We start from the raw sequence: 22,280 nt of genomic DNA on the forward strand, positions 1-22,280 counted from the left end.
TCACCGGTAAGCCGAAGGCGCACGAGGGCGCCAAGGCGCCGTCCCAGCTGCTGACCGAAGCGGTGATCCCGGGAGACCACTCGACGGACAACGCGAGCGAGCAGTGACCTCGACCGGTCAGCCGAGGTCGTCGCCGCCGAACTCGCGGATCGCGCGCACCAGGGCTTCGTGATCACACGAGCAGGCCCGGCACGACTTCAGGTGCGCGGCCAGCCCGGGGAAAACCTCTTCGGGGTGCCCACCGGCGGCGGTCAGCTCGGCGTAGGCGGGGAGTCCGTCGAGGGCGAGGTCGCACCCGATGTCCCGCGGATCGATCCGGAGGAACTCGTTCAGTGCGTCCCAGTCGCTCATGCCTTACCTCGAGGGTTTCGAGCCGCGGTCTTGGACGTTAGCACCTGATCTTCCGCGGTTCTTACGCACCGGACCACCCGGCTCACGAGAAGGAGGCGAAAATGCCGAGGACACAGCGCCACGCGCGGCTCACCGGCGAGGGGCCCGTCAGCGGGCCCGGGCGGAAGAGGCGACCCGGCTGACATCGCCACTCACCGGGGCCACTGCCAATCGTCGGGCCGGTAGCGCCGCAGCCCGTCCAGCAGCACCGCTTCGCCGTCGTGGAGCACCGGCGCGACCGGCACGGCGGGAACGTCGCCGCGCCACACGGCGGCGAGGAACCGGGCCAGGCGCTGCGGGCCGGGCACCAGTTCGCCGCCGAGGTAGGCGACCACGAGCAGGTCCTGCCCGGAGTCGTGCTCGACCACGGCCGCCCAGCCGTGCCGTTCGTCCCAGAGCAGGGCGACGTCCCGGCCCGGATACCGCGGTAGTCGCGTGTCCAGCGCGATGTAGGCGGACGCGGGGTTGCCGAAATCGGCCGCGCAGGATTCCACGCCCACGCCCACGGCGGTGCTCACCGCCGCGAGGTAGGCCGGAAGACGATGATGGAGGACGAGTTCGCGCTCGTGCCCGTTGGTCCGGGAGATCACCGGCGTGACGTCGATCTGTCGAGCGGGACACCCCACGCGGCGATCAGCGACGACGGGCAGGCGACGATCCGGAACCGGTAGCGGTACTGCGCGGTGCGAGCCGCGTCGTGGTGCTTCCGGAGGGCCAGTGCCGCGTACGGGCCGAGTCCGGTGCAGCCGGTCAGGTCGACGGTGACGATCCCGCGGCAGACGGCCGTCGCGAAGTCGAGCTCGGCGCAGAGCCGCTCGACGGCGGACGGCGCGGTGAGGCGGCCGGTGACCAGGATGGCGATCGAGCCGTCGGCGACCGCGATCTTGAAGGGCTCCTTGGGCAAGCTCACGAGCACGTTGTCCCCTCCCTGCGGGTGATGGCTAGTTGGTGGCCGCCGGCGCCCGCCTCTTACCGCTGCCGCAAGGATTCGGCGGGGCACATCAGCGCGCGATCCGGTCCACGACCGGACGAAGTGGACGTCCGGGTGGGCTGACCGCCTGAATGGACGATATAGTCCAGTTTGAGGTATAGTCCGGCTCGGCTCGGGCGAGGTGCCCCCGAGCTTCCCGACGACGGAACCCGGAGTGCAGTTGGCAGACGTTTTGCGCGCGGTCATCGACGAGCTGACGGCGGACCCCGCCAACGCGTGGGCCCGGGACATCGGCTACCGGCCCGTGTGGGCCAGGTCGCCGTCGCGCGAGTCGTGAACACCGGCCAGGCGCCGGGGTGGCAGCCCCAGGGGAGCGGGATCCCGTGGGGCGACGCGAGCGGCGTCCGGTTTCGCTCGTGGCTCGGTGTCCGCGACGAGGAGTTCTACGATCCCGGGCTGTTCGCCATCGCGCCGATGGACTTCTACCTCCCGGGTAAGGGCAGGACGGGCGACCTGCCGCCGCGCCGGCACTTCGCGCCGCGGTGGCACCCCCGGATCCTGGCCGGGATGCCCGGCGTCGCCCTCCGCGTGCTCATCGGGGCGTACGCGCAGCGGTGCTACCTCGCGGCCAGGAACACGTGGTTCGAGGCCGAGGTGGTCCTCGCGTCGGCCCGCCGGGTTCCGCTCGCGCTGGGCCACGGGTAGCCAGCCGGGGAAGTGGTCTGGAAGGTCCGTCTTCCGCTGCGCACGGGCCCCCGACCTGGGCTCGGCGCCCGATCGGCGCCGGTGCGATACTGTGGTGCCGTGGTGGAACCGGAGAGTTCTGTGAGGCCGGTCCGGCGGACGGCGCGTGGTGAGGCGACCCGCGCGCGCATCCTGCGGGCCGCTGTCGACCTGATGACGGTGAAAGGGGTGGCCGCCACCACGCTCGACGACGTCCGCGCGGCGAGCAGCACCAGCAAGTCGCAGCTCTACCACCACTACCCCGACAAGGACGCCTTGGTCCAGGACGTGATCGAGTACCAGGCCGAAGAGGTGCTGACCGCCCAGGGGGAGCAGCTGCGGCGGCTCAACTCGATCCGTGGGCTGGAGCGCTGGCGGGACGCGATCGTCCAGCGCAGCGCACTGCGCAACGGGGCCTACGGTTGCCGCCTGGGCTCGCTCGCGAGCGAGCTCTCGGACCAGAACGAGCGGGCGCGGTCGGCGCTGGCTGGCCATTTCGAGACCTGGCGCGGCCTGCTCGCCGAGGGCCTGCGGCGGATGCGGGACTCCGGCAAGCTGCGGCCCGACGCCGACCCCGAACGGCTCGCCATCGGCCTGCTGGGTGCCCTGCAGGGCGGGTATCTGCTCGCGCAGACGGAGCACGACGTCAAGCCGATGCGCATTGCGCTCGACATGGCCATCGACCACATCCGGAGCTACCAGCCCTGAACTCCGCCCCACGGCGGGAACTACGTCGGGCCGCGGAGCGCACCATGGTGCCGGTCGCGACGGGCCCGCAGGATTGCGCACGTCGCCGTGCCCGCCGAACGCGCCGGGCGGCAAGACCTGAAACCGGACGTCGCCCGCTCCGGAGTCGAACGCGTCCACCTCAGTGGACTGTATCGTCCAAGCCCGATCAAGCAGATCGTGGCTGTCAGTGCGCTGCTGTCTGACCTCGCCGAATACTCTCAATGGTGGACTAAATAGTCCACGCAGGCTAGGGTTGCCGGATACGAGGCGCCGGATCGAATGCGAGAACCCCATGAGTGACGACTCCGACGAGTACGACGGCGGTTTCGACCTGGACAACGGTCTGCTGGAACCCGAGGACAGCCTCGTGGACCGCGGCGTGGCGGACGTGCTGGACGAGGGCTACTCGCCGCCGGACCGCCCCATCGCGGTCTTCGACTGGGGCACCACGGCGCGGGAGGCCGCCGGCCACGAAGAACTCGGCAAACGGCTCGCCGAAGAGCTGCCCGACGTCTTCGCCGACGTGGACCAGGGTGACGGACTCGGTGACGCGTCCGACACCGACGGCGAACTGTACGACGACCAGGTCGGCGTGGTGCGGGCCGGGCGGCTGGTCGAGGACCCGGGCGCGGACGAGGTGTACCCCTACCTGTTCGCCTCCGACGTGGGGTTGGACGGTGCCGCGCAGTCCGCCGAAGAAGCGGCCGTCCACATCGTCGGCGAATGACCGCCGAAACACCGGAAAGGCAGAGACAGATGGTGATCACCAGAGGCTTCGCCGGGCGCGGGCGCGCGGGCCAGGACCCCCGGCTGCCACCCGGGCAGTACGACGCGGGCAACAGCTGGCCGGTCCTGCACGCGGAAGCGACGCCGTCGATCGACACTGCGACGTGGACCTTCACCATCGACGGCCTCGTGGACACGCCGACCACCTGGACGTGGGACGAGATCCACGCGCTCCCGGGCGACCGGTACGAAGGCGCGATCCACTGCGTGACGACGTGGTCCAAGTTCGGCATGACGTTCGACGGCGTCTCCATCGACACCCTGCTCGACGTCACCGGTGTGCGCGACGACGCGGCCTACGTCCTGGCGCGGTCGCACACCGGTTACACCACGAACCTGCCGATCGAGGACGTGGTCGACGGCCGGGCCTGGGTGGTGTGGGACGTCGACGGCGCACCGCTGGAGGACGTCCACGGCGGCCCGGCCCGGCTGCTGGTGCCGCACCTGTACTTCTGGAAGAGCGCGAAATGGGTGTCCGGGCTGAAGTTCCTGGCCGAGGACCAGCAGGGCTTCTGGGAACGCAACGGCTACCACGACCACGGCGACCCGTGGCTCGAGCAGCGTTACCAGGGCGACTGATGGCCACGGCGTCGTCCTGGCAGACCGGCGTCGTGACCGCGATCGGCGAGGAGACCCCGCACGCGAAGACGTTCCGGCTGCGGCTTGCGGAACCCCGGACGCACCGGGCCGGACAGTTCTACGTCGTCCGGCTGACCGCCCCGGACGGCTACCACGCCCAGCGGGACTACTCGGTTGCCAGTGCGCCCGGCGGCGAGCACATCGAGCTCACGGTCGAGAAGCTGCCGGACGGTGAGGTGTCGGCGTTCCTGCACGACGTGGTCGAAGTCGGTGACACGTTGCAGGTTCGTGGCCCCATCGGCAGGTTCTTCTCCTGGGACGGCATCGCGCCGATCCTGGGCGTCGCCGGGGGCTCCGGGGTCGTCCCGCTCATGTCCATGCTGCGGCTGGCCCGGGGTTCGGGCCGCGCCGGCCTGATGCGGCTGGTCGTGTCCGTTCGATCACCCGAAGACCTTTACTACGCGGACGAAATCACCGGTCCGGAGACCACCGTCGTCTACACCCGCCAGAACTCCGCGGGTGCTTCCCGGCCTGCGGGCCGTCTGACGGCCGGTGACCTCCGGCCGCTGGCCGAGGCTGACCGCGACGTCTACGTCTGCGGTTCGCAAGGGTTCTGCGACGCGGCGACCGGTCTGCTCGCCGACGTCGGAGTCGAGGCGAAGCGGATCCGCGTGAGCCGGTTCGGGCCGACCGGCTGAGCCGGTCGTCGTGGCTGAGACCGATCGAGGCAGGAAGGTGCCGGATGAAGGCGATCGTGGTGACGGACCGGGCTGCGGGAACGGCCGGGATGACGGTGGCGGAGCGGCCGCGACCGGAGGCGGCGGGCAACGACGTCCTCGTCGAGGTGCACGCGTCGGGTTTCACCCCGGGTGAGCTGACGTGGCCCTCGGCGTGGGTCGATCGGCTCGGCAGGGACCGGACGCCGTCGGTGCCCGGGCACGAGCTGGCCGGCGTGGTCAGCGCGCTCGGGTACGGCACGCGGGGGTTGTCGGTGGGGCAGCGGGTATTCGGGCTGACCGACTGGACCCGTGACGGCACGTTGGCGGAGTACGCGGCCGTCGAGGCGCGGAACCTGGCGCCGTTGCCGGGTGACGTGGACTTCACGGTCGGGGCGAGCCTGCCGATCTCGGGTCTGACGGCGTGGCAGGGGCTGTTCCTACACGGCCGCGCCGAGGCGGGGCAGAGCGTCCTGGTGCACGGGGTGGCCGGCGGGGTCGGTTCGATGGTCGCGCAGCTCGCGCGCGAGGCGGGCGCGTACGTCATCGGCACCGGGCGCGCGGCCGACCGTCAAGCGGCGTTCGGCTTCGGGGCGCGGGAGTTCGTCGACCTCGAACACGACTCGCTGGACGAGGTCGGCGGAGTAGACCTGGTCTTCGACGTCTTCGGCGGGGACATCCAGAAGCGTTCCGCGGGCCTGGTCCGGGCCGGGGGAACGCTGGTGACGATCGCCGGCCCGCCGGAGGCGCGGCCGGCCGACGGCTTGGCGGTCGACTTCGTCGTCGAAGCGGACCGCGGTCAGTTGGGCGAGATCGTCCGGCGGGTCCGCGAGGGCCGGTTGGGGCCGAACATCGGAAAGGTCGCGGCGATCGAGGACGCCGTCGCCGCCTTCAACCCGGCGGAGCGGGTCAACGGCAAGACGATCATCCGCGTTCGTCCGTAGGGGGCCGGCTCCGGCGGAACCTGGGTGAGAGGCGGAGTCGCGTCACCGTTTGCGTGTCGACGCGACCCGGCGGACATGGACCATATCGTCCATTACGGTGCGTGGGCGCGAACCTGGTCGAACGCCATCGCCAGCGTCGCACGCAATTGGTCGGCGTCCTGGGTGAGGTGCGCCAGCAGGTGACCTCCTTGCAGGGCGGCGATGAGGCCGATGGCGAGTTTCTCGGGGTCCGCGCCCCGGTTGAGTTCACCGGTGGCCTGCAGGCGCGACAAGGCCGAGGCCAGCAACGTCTTCCACTGGGAGAACGCCTTGGCGAGCGCGCGGTGCCCCCGATCGTGGCGGTCGGCGAGGAGGTGGATCAGAGAACCGAGCGCGCGGCCGGCCGCCGGCGTGGGCGGATCGAACAGCCACTGTTCCAGGTCGTCGAGGCACTGAACCGCGTCCAGGCGCGGACGCTGAGCCTGGAGTACGGCGTCCAGCTGGGCCGACACGATCGCTTCCGTGATCGCGTCGGGGTCGGGGAACAACTGCTCGAGTTCCGCCCGGCTCACCCCGGCGGCGGCTTGGATGTGCGCCGAACTGAGCGAGCTGACGCCGTGGCGCACGAGCAGGGCGGTCGCTGCGGCCACGACGCGTGCACGGGAATCCGGCTCCGAGGGGTCCAGACGCGGGTCGGGTCCGTCGTTCCAGTCGGCCGTCATGGCTCGCACAGTAGTCGTTCGGACTCTGGCCGGATGCACCAGCCCCGGCCAAAAATGGACCGTATAGTCCCTAATTGAGGGTTGCGGTGCCGTGGTCTGGTCCCCGGTCCGGGAAAGGTCTTGACCATCGGATTGAACTGCTTCGAGCACGCGAACGAGAGCGGTACCGCGGCTCCGCCCGAGCCCGCGGTGTTCACCAAGCGTCGCCGTGCCACGTCACGAGACCCGACTGCACTGACTGTTCACGAGCACAGAAGACTTGATGCCACTACACCGGATGAACCTCGTCACCATCGGGGTTCCGGACGTCTCGGCCACGACGGCGTACTACGAGGAGTTCGGTCTCCGTTCGAGCTCGGGCGGATGGCTCGAGACCACCGACGGTGGTGCGCAACTGCGGCTCGTGGAGGCGCCGACACGACGGCTGGTCGGTCTCGACACCGGGGTCGGCGATCCGGACGACGTCGCCCGGATCGCCGCGTCGCCGCGGTCGCTCGGGGTCGAGGCCGTGGTGTCCGATCAGGCCGTTCGCGCCACGGAACCCGTCACCGGTGGCGTGGTGACGGCCTCGGTGACTCCGCACCTGCAGCAAGGTCGTCGCCGAGCCGGTCGCGTACAACGCGGTCGAAGGCGGCCGCGAAGTCCGCCGATCCCTCGTACAGCTCCTTGCCCATGCCCGCCCACTGCGATCCCTGTCCGGAGAACAGGAAGGGCGCCCGAACGGCCTCACCCGTGAGGACCTGAGCGCCGGCTCTTCACCCGCCGACATCTTGAGTCCGGTCACCAGCTCGTCACCGCTGCCGAGCACGACCGCCCGGCCTCCAGTTTCGCGCGGCCGCGCGCCAGCGCGCCGCCGATCTCCGCGCTGGTGTAGCCCGTTTCGGCCGACGCCGGTGCGCGGGTCGAGGTCAGGAGTTCCGGCGGTCGGCCCAGTCTTCGGGTAGCTGGCCGGGGGCTACGGAGAGCACGGGTCCGATGTCCTGGCATTGCTGGCATCGGACGAGACCGGTTCTCGCGCGGACCACCGGCTGTGCCACCCAGGTGCGAAGCTTCCCCTGGTGCTGACACACGGTCAGCCCGGCTCGGCACAGGAGTTCGAGAACGTCATCGGACGCTGGCCGTTCGCTCGCCCATGGCGGTTCCGCGAGGAAGAAGCCCAGCCGTCAAGCGGGTCACATCGCCCCTGCCTGAAGACCTGGTGAGGCCCGGCGATGCGGAGAAACGCCCATCGCCAGTGCGGACAGGAGGAACTCCAGCTCCCGCACCGCGACCAGCCCGCCGCGGTCCTGGCCCACGGCACTGAGGTTGAGCACCACCTCGTCCACCCCCGCGGTCCGGTACGCGTCCAGGCCTTCGACCAGTTCGGGCACGCTGCCGCTGAGGAACACCCCGCCGTCGACGAGAGCACGGGCGCCCGCCGCAGGGTCGTCGGCCGACACCGGGACCCCGGCGCGATTGAGCATGTCCACGTAGTGCGGCGAGACCAGATGGGCGCCGCACACGGACAGCGCGAGCGCCACCGGATCCCGCCGCGGCTTGCGTTCGGCCAGGTGCGCCACCGAAACCACGTGCGGCGCGGGACGGCCGGCCTCCTCCGCCGCCCGGCGGATCTCCGGCACGAGGACGTCCTTCAGGTACCCCGGTGGGCACAGCCACGTGATCGCCACGTCGGCCAGCTGCCCGGCCAGCCGCGCCATCGCCGGGCGCAGCACCCCCACCCCCAGCGAGACGGGCGGGTGCGGCATCGGCGGCAGCGAGTTGCCCAGTGTCACGTACTCGCCGTCGAGGACGACCAGTTCACCCGCGAGTAGGCCGCGCACCGCCATCAGGTACTCCCGCACGGCGGTGAGCGGACTGCGGTAACGCGACCCGAGCAGGGCCTGCTGGAACGCGGCGGGTCCCGGACCGTACCCGGCGACCAGGGGATGACCGGTGAGCAGGGCGAGCGACCGCGCCTGCAGCGCCGCCTCGTACGGGTGGCGCAGCGGCATCAGCGTGACACTCGTGCCCACCGGCACCCTGATGCCCAGTCCAGCACAGTAGGCGAGCAACTGGTGCGGTTCGAGCGTGAGCGACTGGCCGAGCCACAGCCGCGCGCCGGAGGAGCGGCGCACGAGTTCGGCCACGGGCGCGATCTGCTCGACCCGCGCGGGCAGGTAGGGCACGTGCACGGAAAACTGGGGCATGGGTCAGCCGTTCTGGTCGGTCCGGTGGTGGCGTGTGGTGTCGCGACGACGGGCGAGCCTGGTTCAGCCGTCCTGGCCGAGGTTCCTGGCCGGGTTGGCGGGGTCGATCCGCGCGGCGCGGAACGCGGGCACAATGGCCTCCTCCGGAGGCTGCCCGGTCTCGGCGGCGTCGAGGAGCGCCTTGGCGAGCACGCGGCTGCGGTGCTGCCCGAAGCTGAGCCCGGACAGCCCGAAGCGGGTGTCCACGGGTTCCCACGCCGTCGCGACGCCGGGTGCGATCCGCTCCGCGAACACCGACGTCTCCGGCCCGATCCCCGGCAGCTCCCGCACCGCGGCCGCCACGAGCCGGGCCGCGCCGGTGTGGTCCGCGGGCAGGTACACCACGAGTGCGTCCCGGCGCGGGTACTGGCCCGACCTGGCCAGCACCTTCGCCTGGTAGGCGACGTCCGCCGCCTCCAGCGCGGTCAGCACCGCCCGCCACACACCGGGTGCGCTTCCCGGATCGGCGACGTGGACGTAGACCCGCAGGGGCGGACCGGTGAAATCCGGCGCACGGGAGCCGGTGACGAACTGGAACCCCGGCGACAGGCACGGCCGCACGGGCGGCAGCAGCAACCGGACCGGTTCGTCCGCCGGAACCGGGTCGCCGTCGAGCGCCTCCCTCGGCAGCCACACCAGCACGCCGCTCAACTCCACCAGCAGGCGGTCCCGGTCGTCCCTCCGCAGGACGCCGGTGACTGGGGTGCGGGCGTGCGGAACCACCCCGGCCAGCACCTGTTCCAGCGGGCGATCCCGCTTCAGCTGCGCCTTGTCGGCGGGATCGGTGGACAGCCCGGCGTGGAACACTGCGTAGATGCGCTCAGCGAGCCTGGGTTCCAGCTCGCCCCGCCGCGGCGCCTCGACCTCCTCGTCCGCGACCACCGCCCGGCACGCGGCCGGGTCGACCCGCACGCGTGACAACACGTCCCCGAGGGGAACCTCCGTGCTCACCACGGCTTCAGCCCTCCAGCCCGAGGATTGTCGTGAATCGCTCCGGCGCCGCCAGGATCGTCTTCGCCAGCCGGAACAGGGTGTGTCCCGAACCGTCGAGCCGGGGCCGGAACTGCGCGTCGGTGAGCATCCGCAACAGCAGGTGCCGGCAGGCGTACCGGACGGCTCGCGGGGCCAGCCCGGCCGACAGCACCGGCTGCGCGGTGCGGTAGGCAGCCCAGAACGCCTCCACCGTCGGCCGCGCCGCCCGCCACGGCCGCCAGTTCGGGGTGAGCGCGATCGTCGGCACCGGGACGGCGCGCCCCGAGCCGTTCCCCGCCCGGTCGCCGAGGAACCCAAGCACCACGTGGTGCAGCCACTCGCCGAGGAAGTCCCCGACGTCACGCGCCGGATCACCCAGCCCGAACGCCTCCCAGTCGATGAGGTGCAGCGTGCCGTCCGCGATCAGGAACTGGTCGAGGCACACGTCGCCGTGCACTGGCACGCGCGGTGCCTCCTCGGACTCCCGCTCCAGTGCCGTCAGTGCCCGGGTGACCCCGGGGTCCGGCTGCAGCAGCCGCCATGCTTCCAGCTGTGCCGCGCTGGCCTCGTAGAACACCTCCGCGGACAGAGCCGACAGCGAGTACTGGCGGGGCAGCGGGGGCAACGACTCTTCGAGTTCAGCGAGCCTGGCGGGCCGCACGGCGTGCAGCGCGCCCACCGCCGCTCCGGCCTGCGCCCCCAGTTCCTGGTCGAAAGCGCCGTCACGGGCGAGTTCCCGTCCGTCGCGGGCGCCGTCGAGGCAGTCGAAGACCTGGATCGCGGCCTGTTCGTCCTGGCCGAGCAGTGTGGTCGTGCGCAGCGCGGACGGCGGCGCGCCGGTGTGGATCCGGTAGAAGGCGGCGGTGCGCCGCACGCAGTGGGCCACCTCGACGGCGGAGCCCACGATCGTCTTGACGAAGATCCGCCTGCCCCCGGCCGTCCGGCCGAGCCAGTTGTCGTTGCGACCGCTCGTGGCCTCGGCGGTGGTCCAGTCGAACCCCCCGAGCCCCAGCCGGTCGAGCAGCGAGTCGACCCCGCTGCCGTCGTACGTCCTCGTTGGCACGTGGTGCCGGCCCTTCCCCCTGACCTCCCCCCGGCCGGTTACCGCCCGTCAGTCCCCCGGGCGGTTGCGCACGAACAGCACCCCGATCCCGATGATGGCCACGGCGGCGACCACCAGCAGTGCGGTGCTGAGCCAGGCCAGGCTCCTGCTGGCGATGGCAATGGGAACCAGCGCGATCGCGACGACCAGATATGCGAGGAGGTTCTTGTTTTTCGTATTTTTGTTGTCGTTGGCCATGCCCGTATCCTATCGGATTACCGTGGCGGCCACCATGTGCGCTCGGGTGTGCACCCCGGAAACAAATTGTCGGAAATGTTTCCGGGATGCACCTCGACGGCCGCGAACTAGGTCGCGATAATCAGACTGCTGACCGCCGCGGAAGCGGAGACGCTCTGCAGGAAACTCGAGAGATCCGGCGTCGCTACGCTTTCCAGTTCGGTGATCGACAGATCGATCGAGCCGAGCCCGCCCACGGACAACTCGTTCGCGCCGAGTTCGCTGACCGACAGGTCGAGCCGCGTGTCGCGCATGTGTTCACCTCCTCCCGGACGAGCCGGTGCTGCGGACGGCGGGGTCACGTGATCAGGATGACGCTGGCCGCGATGCTGAGGCTGATGGCACCGCCCAGCGAGGCGTCGCACGCGTTCGGGTCGACGTTGCCCCCGCAGTTGCCGCCGAGGCCGACCATGACCTCCAGCTCCTGCACCGACAGGTCCAGACCAGTGGCGGTCTCCTCCGTCGTGTTCATGTATTCACCCCCTTTCCGCGATCGTGGAAAGCGGGCGGCGGGCCACGCGAAAAAGCAGGCACTTCAGAATCGTGATTTCCGGCGGAAGCGGTGTGCACCCACGCTCCGCCGAGAATTCCCCCATGCCCCCAGTAGCACGTAGCGGATTCTCGAACAGCCGCCCAGCGAGGGAAGACGTTAACTTGCGGCGGAAATGGCAACAACCGAGATCGACGAAAAGTGATCTAGATCACAACTCGGCAGTTCCGGTTGTCGGGCCTGCCCGAACGGACCTACGGTGAGCGAGCTGAATTGGGGGATTCTTGCCGAGAAATCTTCGTGCGTTTGCCGGCCGCCTTTCGCCGTCGGCCGCACCCGCCTGAAACTCCGCCACGCGCCGTGGCCGGGCACCGCACCGGGAGCACCGGGGCGGCCGGAACCCGTGCCGCCGTGTGGCGTGCCGACCATCCGGAGGACCTGACAACCATGAACGAGCAAGACACCACCGCCGCGCGGGATGCACTGGCCGCGGTGGTCCGGCTGAGCAGCGGCCTGGTGCCGTGGCAGGGCAGTCACGGCCCGGTCGTGTTCCTCGAATCGGCCGGGCACCTGGAGTTCGGGCTGGGGCTGCGAGGCGCGGAAGGCGTCGTGTTCAGCCCCGGCGACCCGGGGACCGAGGAGGGCGTGCTCGGGTACGAGGGCGGCCTGGCTGAGCCGGGTGACGAGTTCCTCGCCGCCGACACGCTGTTCGTCTACACCCAGGACTACCTGGCCACGCCATTCCTCGCCGTGGCGGGGCCGACGATCGTGCGGATCGGCAGCGCGGCCGACTACTCCGGTTTCCTGGAGGACGCCGACCTGGCCAGGGCGAAGGGCACCTTCGTCGAGCAGCTGCTGCACCCCGGGGTCTTCCTGGCCGACCAGTGCGCACTCGGCAGCGCGCACCCGTGCCCGGGTACCTACCGCCTCCACGTCAGCGCGTCGGGCGAGGTGCGCACCGCGCCGGGCGGTCGCGTGCTCGGGACGGTCACGTCGCAGGTTCCGTTCGACGCCGGAGACGAACCCTGCCTCGCCGAGGTCGTCGAGCCGGAGGTGCTGCGGCGCGAGCGTGCCCGGCGGCCCTGGTTGTCCCGCTACCTGCGGGCCGTCGAGGTGCTGCGGGACCTGCGGGCCGCTGGGCGCCACGGTTACACGGTGTCGGGGTTCGGCCACCGGCTCACCCCGGGCCTGCCGGTGGAGCTCGACGAGCCGGCGGACGCGCCGCTGCTGCTGTGGAACGACGAGGAGCACCTGGTCTGCGACCTGGTGCGGGAGCGGGTCTTCCGGGTCGGCGCGGACGCGGCGAAGCTCGTCGAGCTGCTCCTCACCGGTGGCTCACCCGCCCGCGCCTGCGAGCTGGCGGCCACCCACCTCGGGCTCGACGCGGCGACCACGGCCGACGCGCTGGACGTGCTCACCGGGAAGCTGGCCGGTACCGCGCTGCCCGTTACCGGAGCCGCGGCATGATCGCGCCACCGGGCACCGCCGGGCGGCTCGCCGAGCTGTACGGCCTGCGCCCGCGACCGCTGTACGGCCCCGAAGGCAGCGCGGTCTACGACGCGATGTGCCGCCACGACGCCACGGAGTTGCCGGACGTGCTCCGCCTCGCGCAGGGCGCTCCCGGTCCCGTGCTGGAGCTGGCCTGCGGATCCGGCAGGCTCACCCTGCCACTGGCCGCGCGTGGTCACGAGGTCGTGGCGCTGGACAGCTCGGCCCCGCTGCTGGCCCTGCTCAAGTCGCGGATCCGGGACGAGCGCATCGACGTCGTCGAGTGCGACATGGCGGAGTTCGCCTTCGACCGGTCGTTCGGGCTGATCGTGCTGGCCGCCTCGTCGGTGTGCCTGCTCGACGCCGGGCAGCGGGCGGAGACGTTCCGACGGATCGCCGCACACCTCGCGCCCGGCGGCCGGTGCTACGTGAGCGTGCTCGACCTGGCCGGTGAGCTGACCACCGGGCCGCGCCCGCGGGAGCGGGTCACGGTGCTCGTCGACGACGCCACGGTGCTGACCCTGCACCAGCACTTCGACGGCCGCCGCGCGGTCCGGACCACCAGCCTGTTCACCGAAGCGGTGCCGGACGGTGCGCGGGCGCTGTTCACCAGTGAGGTCGCGATGGTGGGCTCGGCGGAACTGGCCCGCGAGCTCGCCGCGGCCGGGATGGTGGTCCAGGACGTGCACCGCGGCGCGCCGGGTGAGCAGGTGCGGGTCCAGCTGGTCTGCGGGCTCGCGGGTGGTGGCGATGACCGGTAGCGGTCTGGTGCGGCCCGCCCCGGTTGCCGCCGGGAAGCGGACGCGTTATCCGGTGTGGGAGTCGCTGATCCCGCCGAGCCAGTACGGCAGCCCGGAGCGGCACGCCGTCGGTGCGCGGGGCACCCGCGTGCGGTTCGCCGACGGACGGTGGGCTTTGTGTGCCACCAGCGGGCTGTGGAACGTCAACCTCGGCTACGGCAACCAGGCGATCGCCGACGCCGTGGCCCGGTCGCTGGCCGAGGCGTCGTACCTGACGTTGTTCCGCGGCGGCCACAGCCTCGCGGTGCGGGCGGCACGTGCCCTGCTGGAGCTGTGCGGTCCGGACCACTTCGGCCGCGTCCTGTTCTCCACCTCGGGCGGCGCCGCCAACGACGTGGTGATGAAGCTGGTCCGGCACCACCAAGCGCTGCTCGGGGACGAGCGGCGCCGGGTCGTGGTCGGGCTCCGGGGCAGCTACCACGGGCTGACCTACGGCAGTTTCGGTCTCACCGGCGAGGATCTCGGGCAGCGGACCTACGGCGTCGACCAGCGCGCGGTGCGGCACGTCAGCCACGAGGACGAGACGGAACTGGCCGCGCTGCTGGCGAGGGAGGGCCACCGGATCGCCGCGGTGGTGCTCGAACCCGTGCTGGGGTCCGGTGCGCATCCGGTGTCGCCACGGCTGATCGCCGCACTCGGCCCGCTGCGCGAGCGCCACGGCTTCCTGCTCGTCGCCGACGAAGTCGCCACCGGCTTCGGCCGCACCGGCGAACTCTTCGCGTCGCAGTCCTGGCCGGTGCGGCCCGACGTGCTCATCACGTCGAAGGGCCTGACCAACGGCACCTGCGCCGCCTCGGCGATCGTCGTCTCCCACGACGTGTGCGAGGTGTTCGAGCGAGCGGACTCGGTGCTGGTGCACGGGGAGACCCAGGCCGGCAGCCCGAGCAGCTGTGCCGCGGTGCTGGCCACGATCGAGGAGCTGGCCAGGCTGGACGGCTGCGCGAAAGCGCGGGAGAACAGCGTGCGGCTCGACGGCCTGCTCGACCGGCTGTCGGCACATCCACTGGTCCGCGGGCACCGGGGCACCGGCTGTTTCCGGGCGATCGAGCTGACGGGGCGGTCGGCCGAGGTGGTGGCTGCCGCGCGGGCGGCCGGGCTGATCGTGCAGCCGGGGCCCGACTGCGTCCAGCTCGTGCCCGCGCTCACCTACACGGCCGAGGACTTCGAGGAGCTGGAGACCCTGCTGATCCGTGCGCTGGACGAGGTGGCCGGATGATCCTGCGGCAACTGGGCACGCCGACCACCGTGCAGGCCGGGCCAGGAGCGTGGGCCGGACTCCGCCGCTCGCTCGGCGACCGGGCGCTCGTGCTCGCCGACGCCAGGGTCCCGCTCGACGTGCCCGCGGTCCGCGTTGACGCCGGGCGGACGGGGCTCGCGGCGGTGCGTGAGGTGGCCGGGCTGCTCACCGAGCGGGCCCCACGGCTCGTCGTCGGCATCGGCGGCGGCGCTGTGCTCGACCTGGTCAAGCTCGCCTGCCTGCTGCACGCCCAGCCGGCGGCGGCGGACCTGCTGGGCACGTGGGGCACGCGGGCCGGGGCGATTCCCCTGTCCGCACCGGCGAAAAGCCCGGTGCGCCGCGTGCTCGTGCCGACCACGGTCGGCACCGGAGCCGAGGTCAGCCCGGTCGCGTGCGTACGCATCGGCGACTCCCACCGCATCGTCGCCGCTCCGGCGCTGCGGCCGGACCTCGCGGTGCTCGACCCGGAGCTGACCGCCACCCTGCCGGGCCATCTGGTCCGGGAGGGCGTGCTGGAGGCCCTGCTCCGGGTCGCCGGGCCCGTGGTCGGCAGTGAGCACCGCGGGGGGTTGCCCGACGCCGAGGCCGCCCTGCTGGTCCGCGAGCTGGTGGCGGTGGGCGACCGCGTCGCGGACGGCGACGTCGGCCCGGACGCCCGTCTGGCCGTCGCGACGCTCAGCGCCGCGACGCACACTGGCTGGGCCCTCAGCGGCCGCGAGCCCTACGCCGCCCGGCACTGGTACCTGGCGAACGAACTGGCCACGGTGCTCGGGGTGCGCAAGATGGTTGCCACCGCGTGCCTGCTCCCGGCGGTGTGGCGCCGCGTCTCGCTCGGCGACACGCGGTACGGCCACGCGGCAGGGCTCGCCGGGCTGGGCCGGTGGCTCGGCGTGCCCGATCCGGTGCGCGGTCTGGAAGAGCTGCTGGACCGCTGGCGGATCGACCACACCGTGGCAGCGGCGCCCGAGGCGCTCCAGGACGCCGCGGAGCGCGCCGTGCGCTCCTGGGGCGGCCGGTTCCCGATGCTGGCCGGGCTCACCGTCGCGGACGTGGCCGGGCTGTACGCCGAGGCGACGGGGGTGGCCTGCCTTGCTTGACCTCATCAGGACGCTGGACCCGGCGAACGGGCTGGCGCGGCAGTGGCGCGTGTCGCCGCCTCCGGTCACGGACCCTCCACTGTGGAGTCTCGCGGTGGACATCGGTGGTCTCGCCGTCCGCGGCCGCACGGAGGAGGACTACCCCGTGCACACCGTCGGCGCCTACGGCGTGAGCCGGACGGACACGATGAGCCGTGCCGCCGGGGAGGCGGTGGAACGGTTCGCGCTCTTCCCACGTGAGCACGGCCCCGAGGCGAGGACCGCCACCGCGGCGGAACTCGGCGAGCACGCCTTCGACTTCGCCCGGTACCGCCTGGGCGATCCCGCCGCCGCCGGCGAGCGCCTGCGCTGGTACCGCGGGCGCTGGCTGGACACCGGGCAGCCGGTGTGGCTGCCGGCCGGGTTGGTGGACTACCCGGTGGCGGAGGAGTGGTTCGACCCGACGCCGTCGGGAGCGGCGGCCGGTCCCAGCGAGGAGTTCGCGTTGCGCGCGGCCATGCTGGAGCTGATCGAGCGGGACGCAGTGGGGATCGCCTGGGCCGCCGAGCTGACGCTCCAGGAGTACGACGTGGAGGCCGAGCTGGCGCTCGCCCGGCCCGGCGCCGACTGGCGGCACCTGGCCCGGCTGCACCGGTGGGCACTCAACCACGGGCTGCGGCCCCGGCTGCTGCGTGTCCCGGGGCCGCCCGGGCTGCACTGCGTACTGGCCGCTGTCCTGGACGGGCCGTCACTCGGCGCGGTCGGCGCGAAGGCACACCCCGATCCGGGACGGGCGCTGCTGGTCGCACTGCAGGAGTCACTGCAGATCAGGGACGCCCTGCGCAAGCTCCGCGCGGGCTGGGGCGGGGGCGTGCCGGAGGTGGTCCGCGACGACCTCGACCGGGCCAGGCTGTGGCTGACCGAACCGGCGGCGGCCGAACTCGCCCGGCGCCTGCGGGACCTGCCGCCCGTGCCGCCCGGCGCACCGGCTCCGGAGCCGGTGGACCTGCTGTCCACTGTGGTCCGTGACGGGGGCAGGCCGGCCGTGGTCGACCTGACCGGGCGGCTGCCCGAAGCGCACCGGGTGATGGGCTGGCACGCGGTGAAGGTGGTGGTCGCCGGGTACCAGGCGCTGCGCATGGACGAGCGGTGCGAGTTCACCTGGCAGCGGGAACGGCTGGTGCGCGCCGGTGCCCGGACGCCGAACCCGTTCCCGCATCCGCTGATCTGACCTGGGGGAGCTGTGACGGAAGTGCGGGCACCAGCCGTGGGACACCTGCGCGGACCCCGGCTCGCGCCGGAGGTCGTGGTGCACCCGCCGATGGCCGAGGGCGCCCCGTGGATCGTGGAACGGCACGGCGGTAACCCGCTGCGCGTCAGCGCCGACGTCGGTGCTCTGCTGTCCGAACTGGACGGTGACCGGGACGCCGGTGCGCTCGCGGTGGCACTGGGCGAACGCTGGACTCCGGCGCTCGTGACGGAGGCGCTCACGAAGTTCGGCGGACTCGGGCTGCTGCACGTGCCTGGCACGCCGCCACCCCGGCCGGAGCGCCGGTTCGTGGCGCACTCCTGGACGGTGCTGCAGTTGCGGCTCGTCCGGGCCACCCAGGTGCTGGCGCCGGTCCGGCCCTTGCTGATCCGGCTGTCCGGCCGTGCCGTCTCGCTCGCGGTGGCCGCCGTGTTCGCCGCCGGAGTGGTCGCGCTGGCCGTGCAGCACGCTGCGGTCGGCGAGGCGCTGGGGCGACCGCTGCCGATGGGCGCGGTGGTGGCGATCTGGCTCGGCCTCGGCGCGAGCACGGTCGTGCACGAACTCGGGCACGGCGCGACGCTGACCCATTTCCGGGGCAATCCTGGCTGGTTCGGCATCATGCTCTTCTACCTGACCCCGGCCTGCTTCTGCGAGGTCACCGATGGCTGGCGGCTGGCGAAGCCGCGGCAGCGCGTCGTCGTCGCGCTGGCCGGGGTCGCCACGCAGGCCGTAATCGGCAGCGTCGCGGCACTGCTCGCGCTCGCGCTGCCCGCGGGCGACGGCAGGGTGGCGCTGATCGGGTTCGCGCTCTCGACCTTCGTCGCCGCCGCGCTGAACCTCGCCCCGTGGGTCAAGCTCGACGGCTACCTGGCGCTGATGTCCGCTTTGGACACCCCGTTGCTACGGGAGAAGGCGATGGCCGACGCGCGGAACTGGTTGTCGCGCCTGCTGTTCGGCCTGCCGTCACGGCGTCGGCTGCCCGGCAGGCGCTGGGTGGTGCCGTACGGGCTGCTGTGCCTGGTGTTCCCAGCAGTCGTGCTCACGCTCGCGATCGGGCGCTGGGGACAGGAACTGCGTGGCCTCGGCCCGGCCGGTTCGGTCATCCGGCTGCTACTGGTCGCGTTCCTGGTCTGCTGGCTCGCCCGGCGCGCGTACCTGGGGCTGCGCGACGCGAGGCGCGCCGGCGCCCGCCTCGGCCGCATGGCGGGAGCGGTGGCGCTGATCGCCGCCGTGCTGGCGCTGCCACTGGGGCTCGTCCGGTTGCCGGAAAACGTGCGTGCCGGATACGTGCGGGACGCCGACGGTGTGCACCTGGTCGTGCCCACCGGGGCGGACCTCGGCCCGGTACACGCTGGAGATCCGGTCGTGTTGCAGCGCAAGGGGTTGCTGTTGACCACCCGGCTCGGCACGGCCGAGGTCGGTGCCGGGGCGCCGGTGCCCGCACGGGTGCCGGCGGGCGCGCTGCTGCCGTTCCGCTCGGCGGGCACGGCCGACGCGGTCCTGGTGCCGTTGACGGACGTGCGCGGCACCGGCTTCGACGAGACGGGTAGCGCCGTGCTGCCCGGAGCCAGCCGGCCGCTCGCCGCGTGGCTGGTGCGGGAACAGGTGACATCCGTGTGGCAGGACATCTTCGGGGGGTAGCGAAACGATGACGACAGCGGTGGAGTTCCGCGAGTTCACCAAGCGGTACGGCGGGGTGACCGCCGTGAGCGGGCTCAGCTTCGAGGTGCCCGTCGGCCGGATCGTCGGGCTGGTCGGCCCGAACGGCGCAGGCAAGAGCACCTCGCTGCGCGGGCTGCTCGGGCTGCTGCGGCCCACGTCGGGGTCGGCCACGGTGTTCGGGCAGCTCTACGGGCAGCTCGACGCGCCGGCCAGGCGGGTGGGCGCGCACCTGGACGGCGTCGGGTTCGAGCCCGGCATCACCGGGCGGCGGCACCTGGAGATCTGCGCGACCGCGGCCGGGGTGCCGCGCCGCCGGGTGGACGTGGTGCTGGAGCAGGTCGGACTGGCCGGCGCGGCGCGGCGGCGGGTCGGCAGGTACTCGACGGGCATGAAGCAGCGGCTGGGGCTGGCCACCGCGTTGATCGGCGAGCCCGAACTGCTGGTGCTCGACGAACCCGCCAACGGGCTCGACCCGGAGGGCATCCGCTGGCTGCGGACGTTCCTGCGGTCCTACAGCCGCGACGGCGGCACGGTGCTGCTGTCCAGCCACCAGCTCGCCGAGCTGGCCCAGACCGTCGACGAGGTCGTGGTCATCAAGGGGCGCACCGTTTTCGCCGGGTCGCTGGATGAACTCACCGACGGTGGCGCGCACGATCTGGAGGACCGCTACTTCGAGCTGGTCAGCACCGGCGGGGAGCGGGTGCGCGATGCGTGAGGCACTGCGGGTGGAACTGCTCAAGGCCCGTAGCGGCGTGTGGATGCCCGCAGTGCTCGCCTACGCGCTGGTGCTGCCGTTCTGCGCCTGGCTGTTCACCGGCAAGGGACTCGTCCGTCCCGGCACGGACGCGGCCGGTGCGACGGAGGCCATGCTCGTCTTCCTGGTCACCTGCCCGATGGCGGCGACGTTCCTCGGCGGTTTCCTGGTGACCAGGGAGTACTACTACAGGTCCGTGGCAAGGGCGGTGCTGCTCAACCGCAGGGCGCACGTGTTCGTCGCCAAGCTCGTGGCGGGTGTCGCCGGCGGGGTCGCGGTCGGCGTGGTCGGCGCCGCGGGGTGGGCAGCCTTCAGCGCGTACACCCTGCACGGGCGGGGGCAGGTGCTCGAACTGGGCGGGGAGAGCTGGGGACGGCTCCTCGGCTGTGTGGCGGCGTGCGCGGTGGCCGGCCCGCTCGGGGTGGCCGTCGGCTGGCTCGTGCGCAACTACTACGCGGCGGCCGCGGTTTCGCTGTTGCCCGCCTTCGGCGTGGAGCTGCCGCTCGTGCTGTCCAGGCCGGACGTCGCGCGTTTCCTGCCCGACACCGCACTGGCCGGGATCGCGCGCGTGCAGCAGGAGTTTCCCGGCATCCTGACCGCCGTACCGAGCCTGCTCGTCGCCCTGCTGTGGCTGGGTGTCGCGGCGTTCGCGGCGTGGCGCGCCTTCGCCAGGAGGGAGTTGCGATGACGGCACGGCTGCTGCGGGCCGAGCTGATGCGCCTGCCCGCCGATCACGTGTTGCTCGGGTTCGTGGCGATGGCGGTCGTGCTCGCGGCCGCGCTCGCCCTCGGCACGTCGAGCGATCTGACTTCGGGGCTGGCACAGGTCGAGATGGTCGCGATGCTCTACGGCACGCTGCGTTTCGGCACCGACAACCGGAACGGCGTCGTCGCACGCTCGATCCTGCTGGGGCGGCGCGGGGCCGTGCTGGTCGCGAGGGGACTGGTGGCGGCGCTGGGCGGTGCGGTGATCGGCGTGGTCGGCGGCGTCTGCACGGCGGTCACGACCGGTCTCGTGAGCGGACGGGCGCCGGGAGCGGACGAACTGCTGCCCGCGCTGCCCGACGCGGTGCTGGCGGCGGCGGTGAGCGCGGTGCTCGGCCTCTGCTTCGGCGTGGTGGTGCGGAACTACTTCCTCGCACCGGTGGCGGCCTTCCTGGTGCACGTGGGTTCCGCGGTGCTGTTGGAGTCCGTCCCGGTGCTCGGCCAGGCCCTGCCCTTCGGTGCGACGATGTCCCTGGTCTCGCCGTCTGCCGTGCCGGCCGGTTTGCTGCCGCACCCGCTCGCGGCGGTGGTGCTGCTCATGTGGCTCGCCCTGGCCGGCGGGTGCACCTGGCAGGTTCTGGCCGTACGTGACGTGGGGCAGGCCTAGTTGTGCTACTGACGCTGGTCGTTGACAGGCTGGGTGTTGGTTTGGGTCTTCTGTAGGAGCCTCTCATACGGGGTCTGGCCGCCCAGGCCACCGTGAGGGCGGTGGTAGTTGTAGTAGTCCTCCCATTCCTTGAGCTTGTCGTTGAACACCGCGAGGTCGCCGAGGACGACGCCGTCGAGCAGGCGGTAGAACTCCTCAGCGTCGATGCGGTGTGAGCGCTCGACCTTGCCGTTGAGCCGTGGGGTTGCGGGGCGGATGTAGACGTGGCCGATGCCCTGGTCGAGCAGGTGCCAGTGGAACGCCGACTGGAACTCGGCCCCGTTGTCGGTCTGGATCTTCTCGACCTGAAACGGCAGCCTGGACAGCACATAGTCCAGGAACTGGATCGCGGTTTTCTGGTCAGACCGCGGGTAAATTTTCAGGATCCGCAGCCGTGTGCAGTCATCGATCGCGGTGTACTGGTAGTAGCGCTTCTTTCGGCCGGCGTCGGTGGTGATCGGTTCGACGAACTTGACGTCGATCTGCAACTGGTGACCGGGGCGCTGCTTCTCGTAACGCTTCCAGCGCTGCTGATGGCGCTTGTAGCGCTGAGAGGCCGGCAGCCGGCTCATGCCCAGGCGTTTGAGGATGCGATAGATCGTGGAGGCGCTGATCTCCTGGTCGTGGTAGCGACGCAGGTACATGCTGATCTTCAGCGGGCCGAAGTGATAATGCCGCCGCAGGTGGATGATCTTCTCGACCACCTGCGGGTGAGTGATGGTCGGGCAGTGCAGCGGCGCACTGGAGCGGTCCTTCAGACCGTCGATGCCCTCGTCTTCGTAGCGGTGTTTCCACCGGTAGAACACGGTGCGGCTGATGCCGTAATACCGGCAGGTCGCCGCGACATTGCCACTGATCTCCTCCGCGTGACGAAGAACGGCCAGGCGCCGGTTGGCGCGCCTGACCAGGTCCTTCTCACTCCACACTCGCTCAGCCATGGGGCCTCCCTTGATCAGGAGCCCAGCCTGTCAACAACCTCCGTCAGTTTTAGAACTAGGTCACCGCTCTATCAGGACAGCGTTGATGCGCCCCGGGTTCCGTGCAGGTCTCGTTGTCTGTCACCGAGCCCGGGCAGGCTC

27 protein-coding genes are annotated in these 22,280 nt (G+C 71.8%); 15 read left to right on the plus strand and 12 right to left on the minus strand.

Going from position 1 to position 22,280, the window contains the following annotated elements:
• Positions 1-117 precede the first annotated feature (117 nt).
• The 3 genes from ABFX51_RS04525 to ABFX51_RS04535 all read right to left on the minus strand — a co-directional run bounded on the left by ABFX51_RS04525 (position 118) and on the right by ABFX51_RS04535 (position 1,300).
• Positions 118-351: a hypothetical protein gene (locus ABFX51_RS04525; RefSeq protein ID WP_091517078.1), complete on the minus strand. Its 234-nt coding sequence runs from the start codon at positions 349-351 to the stop codon at positions 118-120.
• A 191-nt stretch (positions 352-542) separates the two neighbouring features.
• Positions 543-908, minus strand: a complete 366-nt coding sequence (locus ABFX51_RS04530) for a DUF6292 family protein (RefSeq protein ID WP_346052396.1) — start codon at positions 906-908, stop codon at positions 543-545.
• Between the two features lie 68 nt (positions 909-976).
• Positions 977-1,300: a hypothetical protein gene (locus tag ABFX51_RS04535; protein ID WP_143250021.1), complete on the minus strand. Its 324-nt coding sequence runs from the start codon at positions 1,298-1,300 to the stop codon at positions 977-979.
• Positions 1,301-1,654: 354 nt separating this feature from the next.
• Between ABFX51_RS04535 and ABFX51_RS04540 the strand changes: the two genes are divergently transcribed.
• The 6 genes from ABFX51_RS04540 to ABFX51_RS04565 all read left to right on the plus strand — a co-directional run bounded on the left by ABFX51_RS04540 (position 1,655) and on the right by ABFX51_RS04565 (position 5,798).
• The gene (locus ABFX51_RS04540; protein ID WP_091517081.1) at positions 1,655-2,026 is read left to right on the plus strand and encodes a uracil-DNA glycosylase family protein; all 372 of its coding nucleotides are present in this window, start codon (positions 1,655-1,657) and stop codon (positions 2,024-2,026) included.
• A gap of 120 nt (positions 2,027-2,146) precedes the next feature.
• Positions 2,147-2,752 carry a TetR/AcrR family transcriptional regulator gene (locus tag ABFX51_RS04545; protein ID WP_245783450.1) on the plus strand — a complete coding sequence of 202 codons (606 nt, stop codon included), beginning with the start codon at positions 2,147-2,149 and terminating at the stop codon, positions 2,750-2,752.
• A 313-nt stretch (positions 2,753-3,065) separates the two neighbouring features.
• Complete coding sequence (locus tag ABFX51_RS04550) at positions 3,066-3,500, plus strand: DUF5709 domain-containing protein (RefSeq protein WP_091517083.1); 435 nt, start codon at positions 3,066-3,068, stop codon at positions 3,498-3,500.
• Positions 3,501-3,529: 29 nt separating this feature from the next.
• Entirely contained in the window at positions 3,530-4,138 is a 609-nt protein-coding gene (locus ABFX51_RS04555) for a sulfite oxidase-like oxidoreductase (RefSeq protein ID WP_091517085.1), read from the plus strand.
• Positions 4,138-4,836, plus strand: a complete 699-nt coding sequence (locus ABFX51_RS04560) for an FAD-binding oxidoreductase (protein WP_177229025.1) — start codon at positions 4,138-4,140, stop codon at positions 4,834-4,836. Before ABFX51_RS04555 ends, ABFX51_RS04560 begins: the two co-directional genes overlap by 1 nt.
• 44 nt (positions 4,837-4,880) lie before the next feature.
• Positions 4,881-5,798, plus strand: a complete 918-nt coding sequence (locus ABFX51_RS04565; protein WP_091517088.1) for an NADP-dependent oxidoreductase — start codon at positions 4,881-4,883, stop codon at positions 5,796-5,798.
• Between the two features lie 92 nt (positions 5,799-5,890).
• Here ABFX51_RS04565 and ABFX51_RS04570 read toward each other — a convergent pair whose 3' ends face one another.
• The 8 genes from ABFX51_RS04570 to ABFX51_RS04600 all read right to left on the minus strand — a co-directional run bounded on the left by ABFX51_RS04570 (position 5,891) and on the right by ABFX51_RS04600 (position 11,507).
• Positions 5,891-6,499, minus strand: coding sequence for a TetR/AcrR family transcriptional regulator (locus ABFX51_RS04570; RefSeq protein WP_091517090.1), 609 nt, complete (start codon positions 6,497-6,499; stop codon positions 5,891-5,893).
• Between the two features lie 545 nt (positions 6,500-7,044).
• Positions 7,045-7,206: an acyltransferase domain-containing protein gene (locus ABFX51_RS39570; RefSeq protein ID WP_143250026.1), complete on the minus strand. Its 162-nt coding sequence runs from the start codon at positions 7,204-7,206 to the stop codon at positions 7,045-7,047.
• 465 nt (positions 7,207-7,671) lie between these two features.
• Complete coding sequence (locus ABFX51_RS04575; RefSeq protein WP_091517093.1) at positions 7,672-8,685, minus strand: LLM class flavin-dependent oxidoreductase; 1,014 nt, start codon at positions 8,683-8,685, stop codon at positions 7,672-7,674.
• Between the two features lie 63 nt (positions 8,686-8,748).
• Positions 8,749-9,678: a T3SS effector HopA1 family protein gene (locus ABFX51_RS04580; RefSeq protein WP_091517094.1), complete on the minus strand. Its 930-nt coding sequence runs from the start codon at positions 9,676-9,678 to the stop codon at positions 8,749-8,751.
• A gap of 4 nt (positions 9,679-9,682) precedes the next feature.
• Positions 9,683-10,759 carry a class V lanthionine synthetase subunit LxmK gene (lxmK, locus tag ABFX51_RS04585; RefSeq protein ID WP_346052401.1) on the minus strand — a complete coding sequence of 359 codons (1,077 nt, stop codon included), beginning with the start codon at positions 10,757-10,759 and terminating at the stop codon, positions 9,683-9,685.
• A gap of 48 nt (positions 10,760-10,807) precedes the next feature.
• Positions 10,808-10,996: a hypothetical protein gene (locus ABFX51_RS04590; protein ID WP_091517097.1), complete on the minus strand. Its 189-nt coding sequence runs from the start codon at positions 10,994-10,996 to the stop codon at positions 10,808-10,810.
• A 107-nt stretch (positions 10,997-11,103) separates the two neighbouring features.
• Positions 11,104-11,289: a hypothetical protein gene (locus ABFX51_RS04595; RefSeq protein WP_091517099.1), complete on the minus strand. Its 186-nt coding sequence runs from the start codon at positions 11,287-11,289 to the stop codon at positions 11,104-11,106.
• Positions 11,290-11,333: 44 nt separating this feature from the next.
• The gene (locus tag ABFX51_RS04600; protein WP_177229026.1) at positions 11,334-11,507 is read right to left on the minus strand and encodes a hypothetical protein; all 174 of its coding nucleotides are present in this window, start codon (positions 11,505-11,507) and stop codon (positions 11,334-11,336) included.
• 465 nt (positions 11,508-11,972) lie between these two features.
• Between ABFX51_RS04600 and mpaB the strand changes: the two genes are divergently transcribed.
• From mpaB to ABFX51_RS04645, 9 genes are read left to right on the plus strand one after another with little or no spacing between them, the layout of a single operon-like run.
• Positions 11,973-12,992, plus strand: coding sequence for a daptide biosynthesis RiPP recognition protein (mpaB, locus tag ABFX51_RS04605; RefSeq protein ID WP_143250023.1), 1,020 nt, complete (start codon positions 11,973-11,975; stop codon positions 12,990-12,992).
• Complete coding sequence (gene mpaM, locus ABFX51_RS04610; RefSeq protein ID WP_091517102.1) at positions 12,989-13,774, plus strand: daptide-type RiPP biosynthesis methyltransferase; 786 nt, start codon at positions 12,989-12,991, stop codon at positions 13,772-13,774. Before mpaB ends, mpaM begins: the two co-directional genes overlap by 4 nt.
• Positions 13,764-15,029, plus strand: a complete 1,266-nt coding sequence (gene mpaD / locus ABFX51_RS04615) for a daptide-type RiPP biosynthesis aminotransferase (RefSeq protein ID WP_091517115.1) — start codon at positions 13,764-13,766, stop codon at positions 15,027-15,029. Before mpaM ends, mpaD begins: the two co-directional genes overlap by 11 nt.
• Positions 15,026-16,147: a daptide-type RiPP biosynthesis dehydogenase gene (gene mpaC / locus ABFX51_RS04620; RefSeq protein ID WP_091517103.1), complete on the plus strand. Its 1,122-nt coding sequence runs from the start codon at positions 15,026-15,028 to the stop codon at positions 16,145-16,147. The genes mpaD and mpaC overlap by 4 nt, the downstream gene beginning before the upstream one ends.
• Complete coding sequence (locus tag ABFX51_RS04625; RefSeq protein WP_143250024.1) at positions 16,140-17,357, plus strand: YcaO-like family protein; 1,218 nt, start codon at positions 16,140-16,142, stop codon at positions 17,355-17,357. The genes mpaC and ABFX51_RS04625 overlap by 8 nt, the downstream gene beginning before the upstream one ends.
• A 12-nt stretch (positions 17,358-17,369) precedes the next feature.
• The gene (mpaP, locus tag ABFX51_RS04630) at positions 17,370-19,016 is read left to right on the plus strand and encodes a daptide biosynthesis intramembrane metalloprotease (RefSeq protein ID WP_143250025.1); all 1,647 of its coding nucleotides are present in this window, start codon (positions 17,370-17,372) and stop codon (positions 19,014-19,016) included.
• A 7-nt stretch (positions 19,017-19,023) separates the two neighbouring features.
• On the plus strand, positions 19,024-19,752 hold the full coding sequence (locus tag ABFX51_RS04635) for an ABC transporter ATP-binding protein (RefSeq protein WP_091517108.1): 729 nt from the start codon (positions 19,024-19,026) through the stop codon (positions 19,750-19,752).
• The gene (locus ABFX51_RS04640) at positions 19,745-20,479 is read left to right on the plus strand and encodes a hypothetical protein (RefSeq protein ID WP_091517109.1); all 735 of its coding nucleotides are present in this window, start codon (positions 19,745-19,747) and stop codon (positions 20,477-20,479) included. The genes ABFX51_RS04635 and ABFX51_RS04640 overlap by 8 nt, the downstream gene beginning before the upstream one ends.
• Positions 20,476-21,162: a hypothetical protein gene (locus tag ABFX51_RS04645; RefSeq protein WP_091517111.1), complete on the plus strand. Its 687-nt coding sequence runs from the start codon at positions 20,476-20,478 to the stop codon at positions 21,160-21,162. Before ABFX51_RS04640 ends, ABFX51_RS04645 begins: the two co-directional genes overlap by 4 nt.
• A 5-nt stretch (positions 21,163-21,167) precedes the next feature.
• On the opposite strand, the gene ABFX51_RS04650 is transcribed toward ABFX51_RS04645, so the two are convergent.
• Positions 21,168-22,139 (minus strand): IS481 family transposase, encoded by a 972-nt coding sequence (locus ABFX51_RS04650; RefSeq protein ID WP_091517112.1) that lies wholly within the window; start codon positions 22,137-22,139, stop codon positions 21,168-21,170.
• Positions 22,140-22,280 lie beyond the last annotated feature (141 nt).

It is taken from the genome of Amycolatopsis dongchuanensis, from assembly GCF_039542405.1.
In the GTDB taxonomy this organism is placed as follows: Bacteria; Actinomycetota; Actinomycetes; order Mycobacteriales; family Pseudonocardiaceae; genus Amycolatopsis_E; species Amycolatopsis_E sacchari.

Excerpts from the sequence above, each read along its gene's own strand:
- ABFX51_RS04525 (WP_091517078.1), bottom strand. The coding sequence starts at position 351 with ATGAGCGACTGGGACGCACTGAACGAGTTCCTCCGGATCGATCCGCGG.
- ABFX51_RS04550 (WP_091517083.1), top strand. The coding sequence starts at position 3,066 with ATGAGTGACGACTCCGACGAGTACGACGGCGGTTTCGACCTGGACAAC.
- ABFX51_RS04555 (WP_091517085.1), top strand. The coding sequence starts at position 3,530 with ATGGTGATCACCAGAGGCTTCGCCGGGCGCGGGCGCGCGGGCCAGGAC.
- ABFX51_RS04560 (WP_177229025.1), top strand. The coding sequence starts at position 4,138 with ATGGCCACGGCGTCGTCCTGGCAGACCGGCGTCGTGACCGCGATCGGC.
- ABFX51_RS04565 (WP_091517088.1), top strand. The coding sequence starts at position 4,881 with ATGAAGGCGATCGTGGTGACGGACCGGGCTGCGGGAACGGCCGGGATG.
- ABFX51_RS04570 (WP_091517090.1), bottom strand. The coding sequence starts at position 6,499 with ATGACGGCCGACTGGAACGACGGACCCGACCCGCGTCTGGACCCCTCG.
- ABFX51_RS04575 (WP_091517093.1), bottom strand. The coding sequence starts at position 8,685 with ATGCCCCAGTTTTCCGTGCACGTGCCCTACCTGCCCGCGCGGGTCGAG.
- ABFX51_RS04590 (WP_091517097.1), bottom strand. The coding sequence starts at position 10,996 with ATGGCCAACGACAACAAAAATACGAAAAACAAGAACCTCCTCGCATAT.
- ABFX51_RS04595 (WP_091517099.1), bottom strand. The coding sequence starts at position 11,289 with ATGCGCGACACGCGGCTCGACCTGTCGGTCAGCGAACTCGGCGCGAAC.
- ABFX51_RS04600 (WP_177229026.1), bottom strand. The coding sequence starts at position 11,507 with ATGAACACGACGGAGGAGACCGCCACTGGTCTGGACCTGTCGGTGCAG.
- mpaB (WP_143250023.1), top strand. The coding sequence starts at position 11,973 with ATGAACGAGCAAGACACCACCGCCGCGCGGGATGCACTGGCCGCGGTG.
- mpaM (WP_091517102.1), top strand. The coding sequence starts at position 12,989 with ATGATCGCGCCACCGGGCACCGCCGGGCGGCTCGCCGAGCTGTACGGC.
- mpaD (WP_091517115.1), top strand. The coding sequence starts at position 13,764 with ATGACCGGTAGCGGTCTGGTGCGGCCCGCCCCGGTTGCCGCCGGGAAG.
- mpaC (WP_091517103.1), top strand. The coding sequence starts at position 15,026 with ATGATCCTGCGGCAACTGGGCACGCCGACCACCGTGCAGGCCGGGCCA.
- ABFX51_RS04635 (WP_091517108.1), top strand. The coding sequence starts at position 19,024 with ATGACGACAGCGGTGGAGTTCCGCGAGTTCACCAAGCGGTACGGCGGG.
- ABFX51_RS04640 (WP_091517109.1), top strand. The coding sequence starts at position 19,745 with ATGCGTGAGGCACTGCGGGTGGAACTGCTCAAGGCCCGTAGCGGCGTG.
- ABFX51_RS04645 (WP_091517111.1), top strand. The coding sequence starts at position 20,476 with ATGACGGCACGGCTGCTGCGGGCCGAGCTGATGCGCCTGCCCGCCGAT.
- ABFX51_RS04650 (WP_091517112.1), bottom strand. The coding sequence starts at position 22,139 with ATGGCTGAGCGAGTGTGGAGTGAGAAGGACCTGGTCAGGCGCGCCAAC.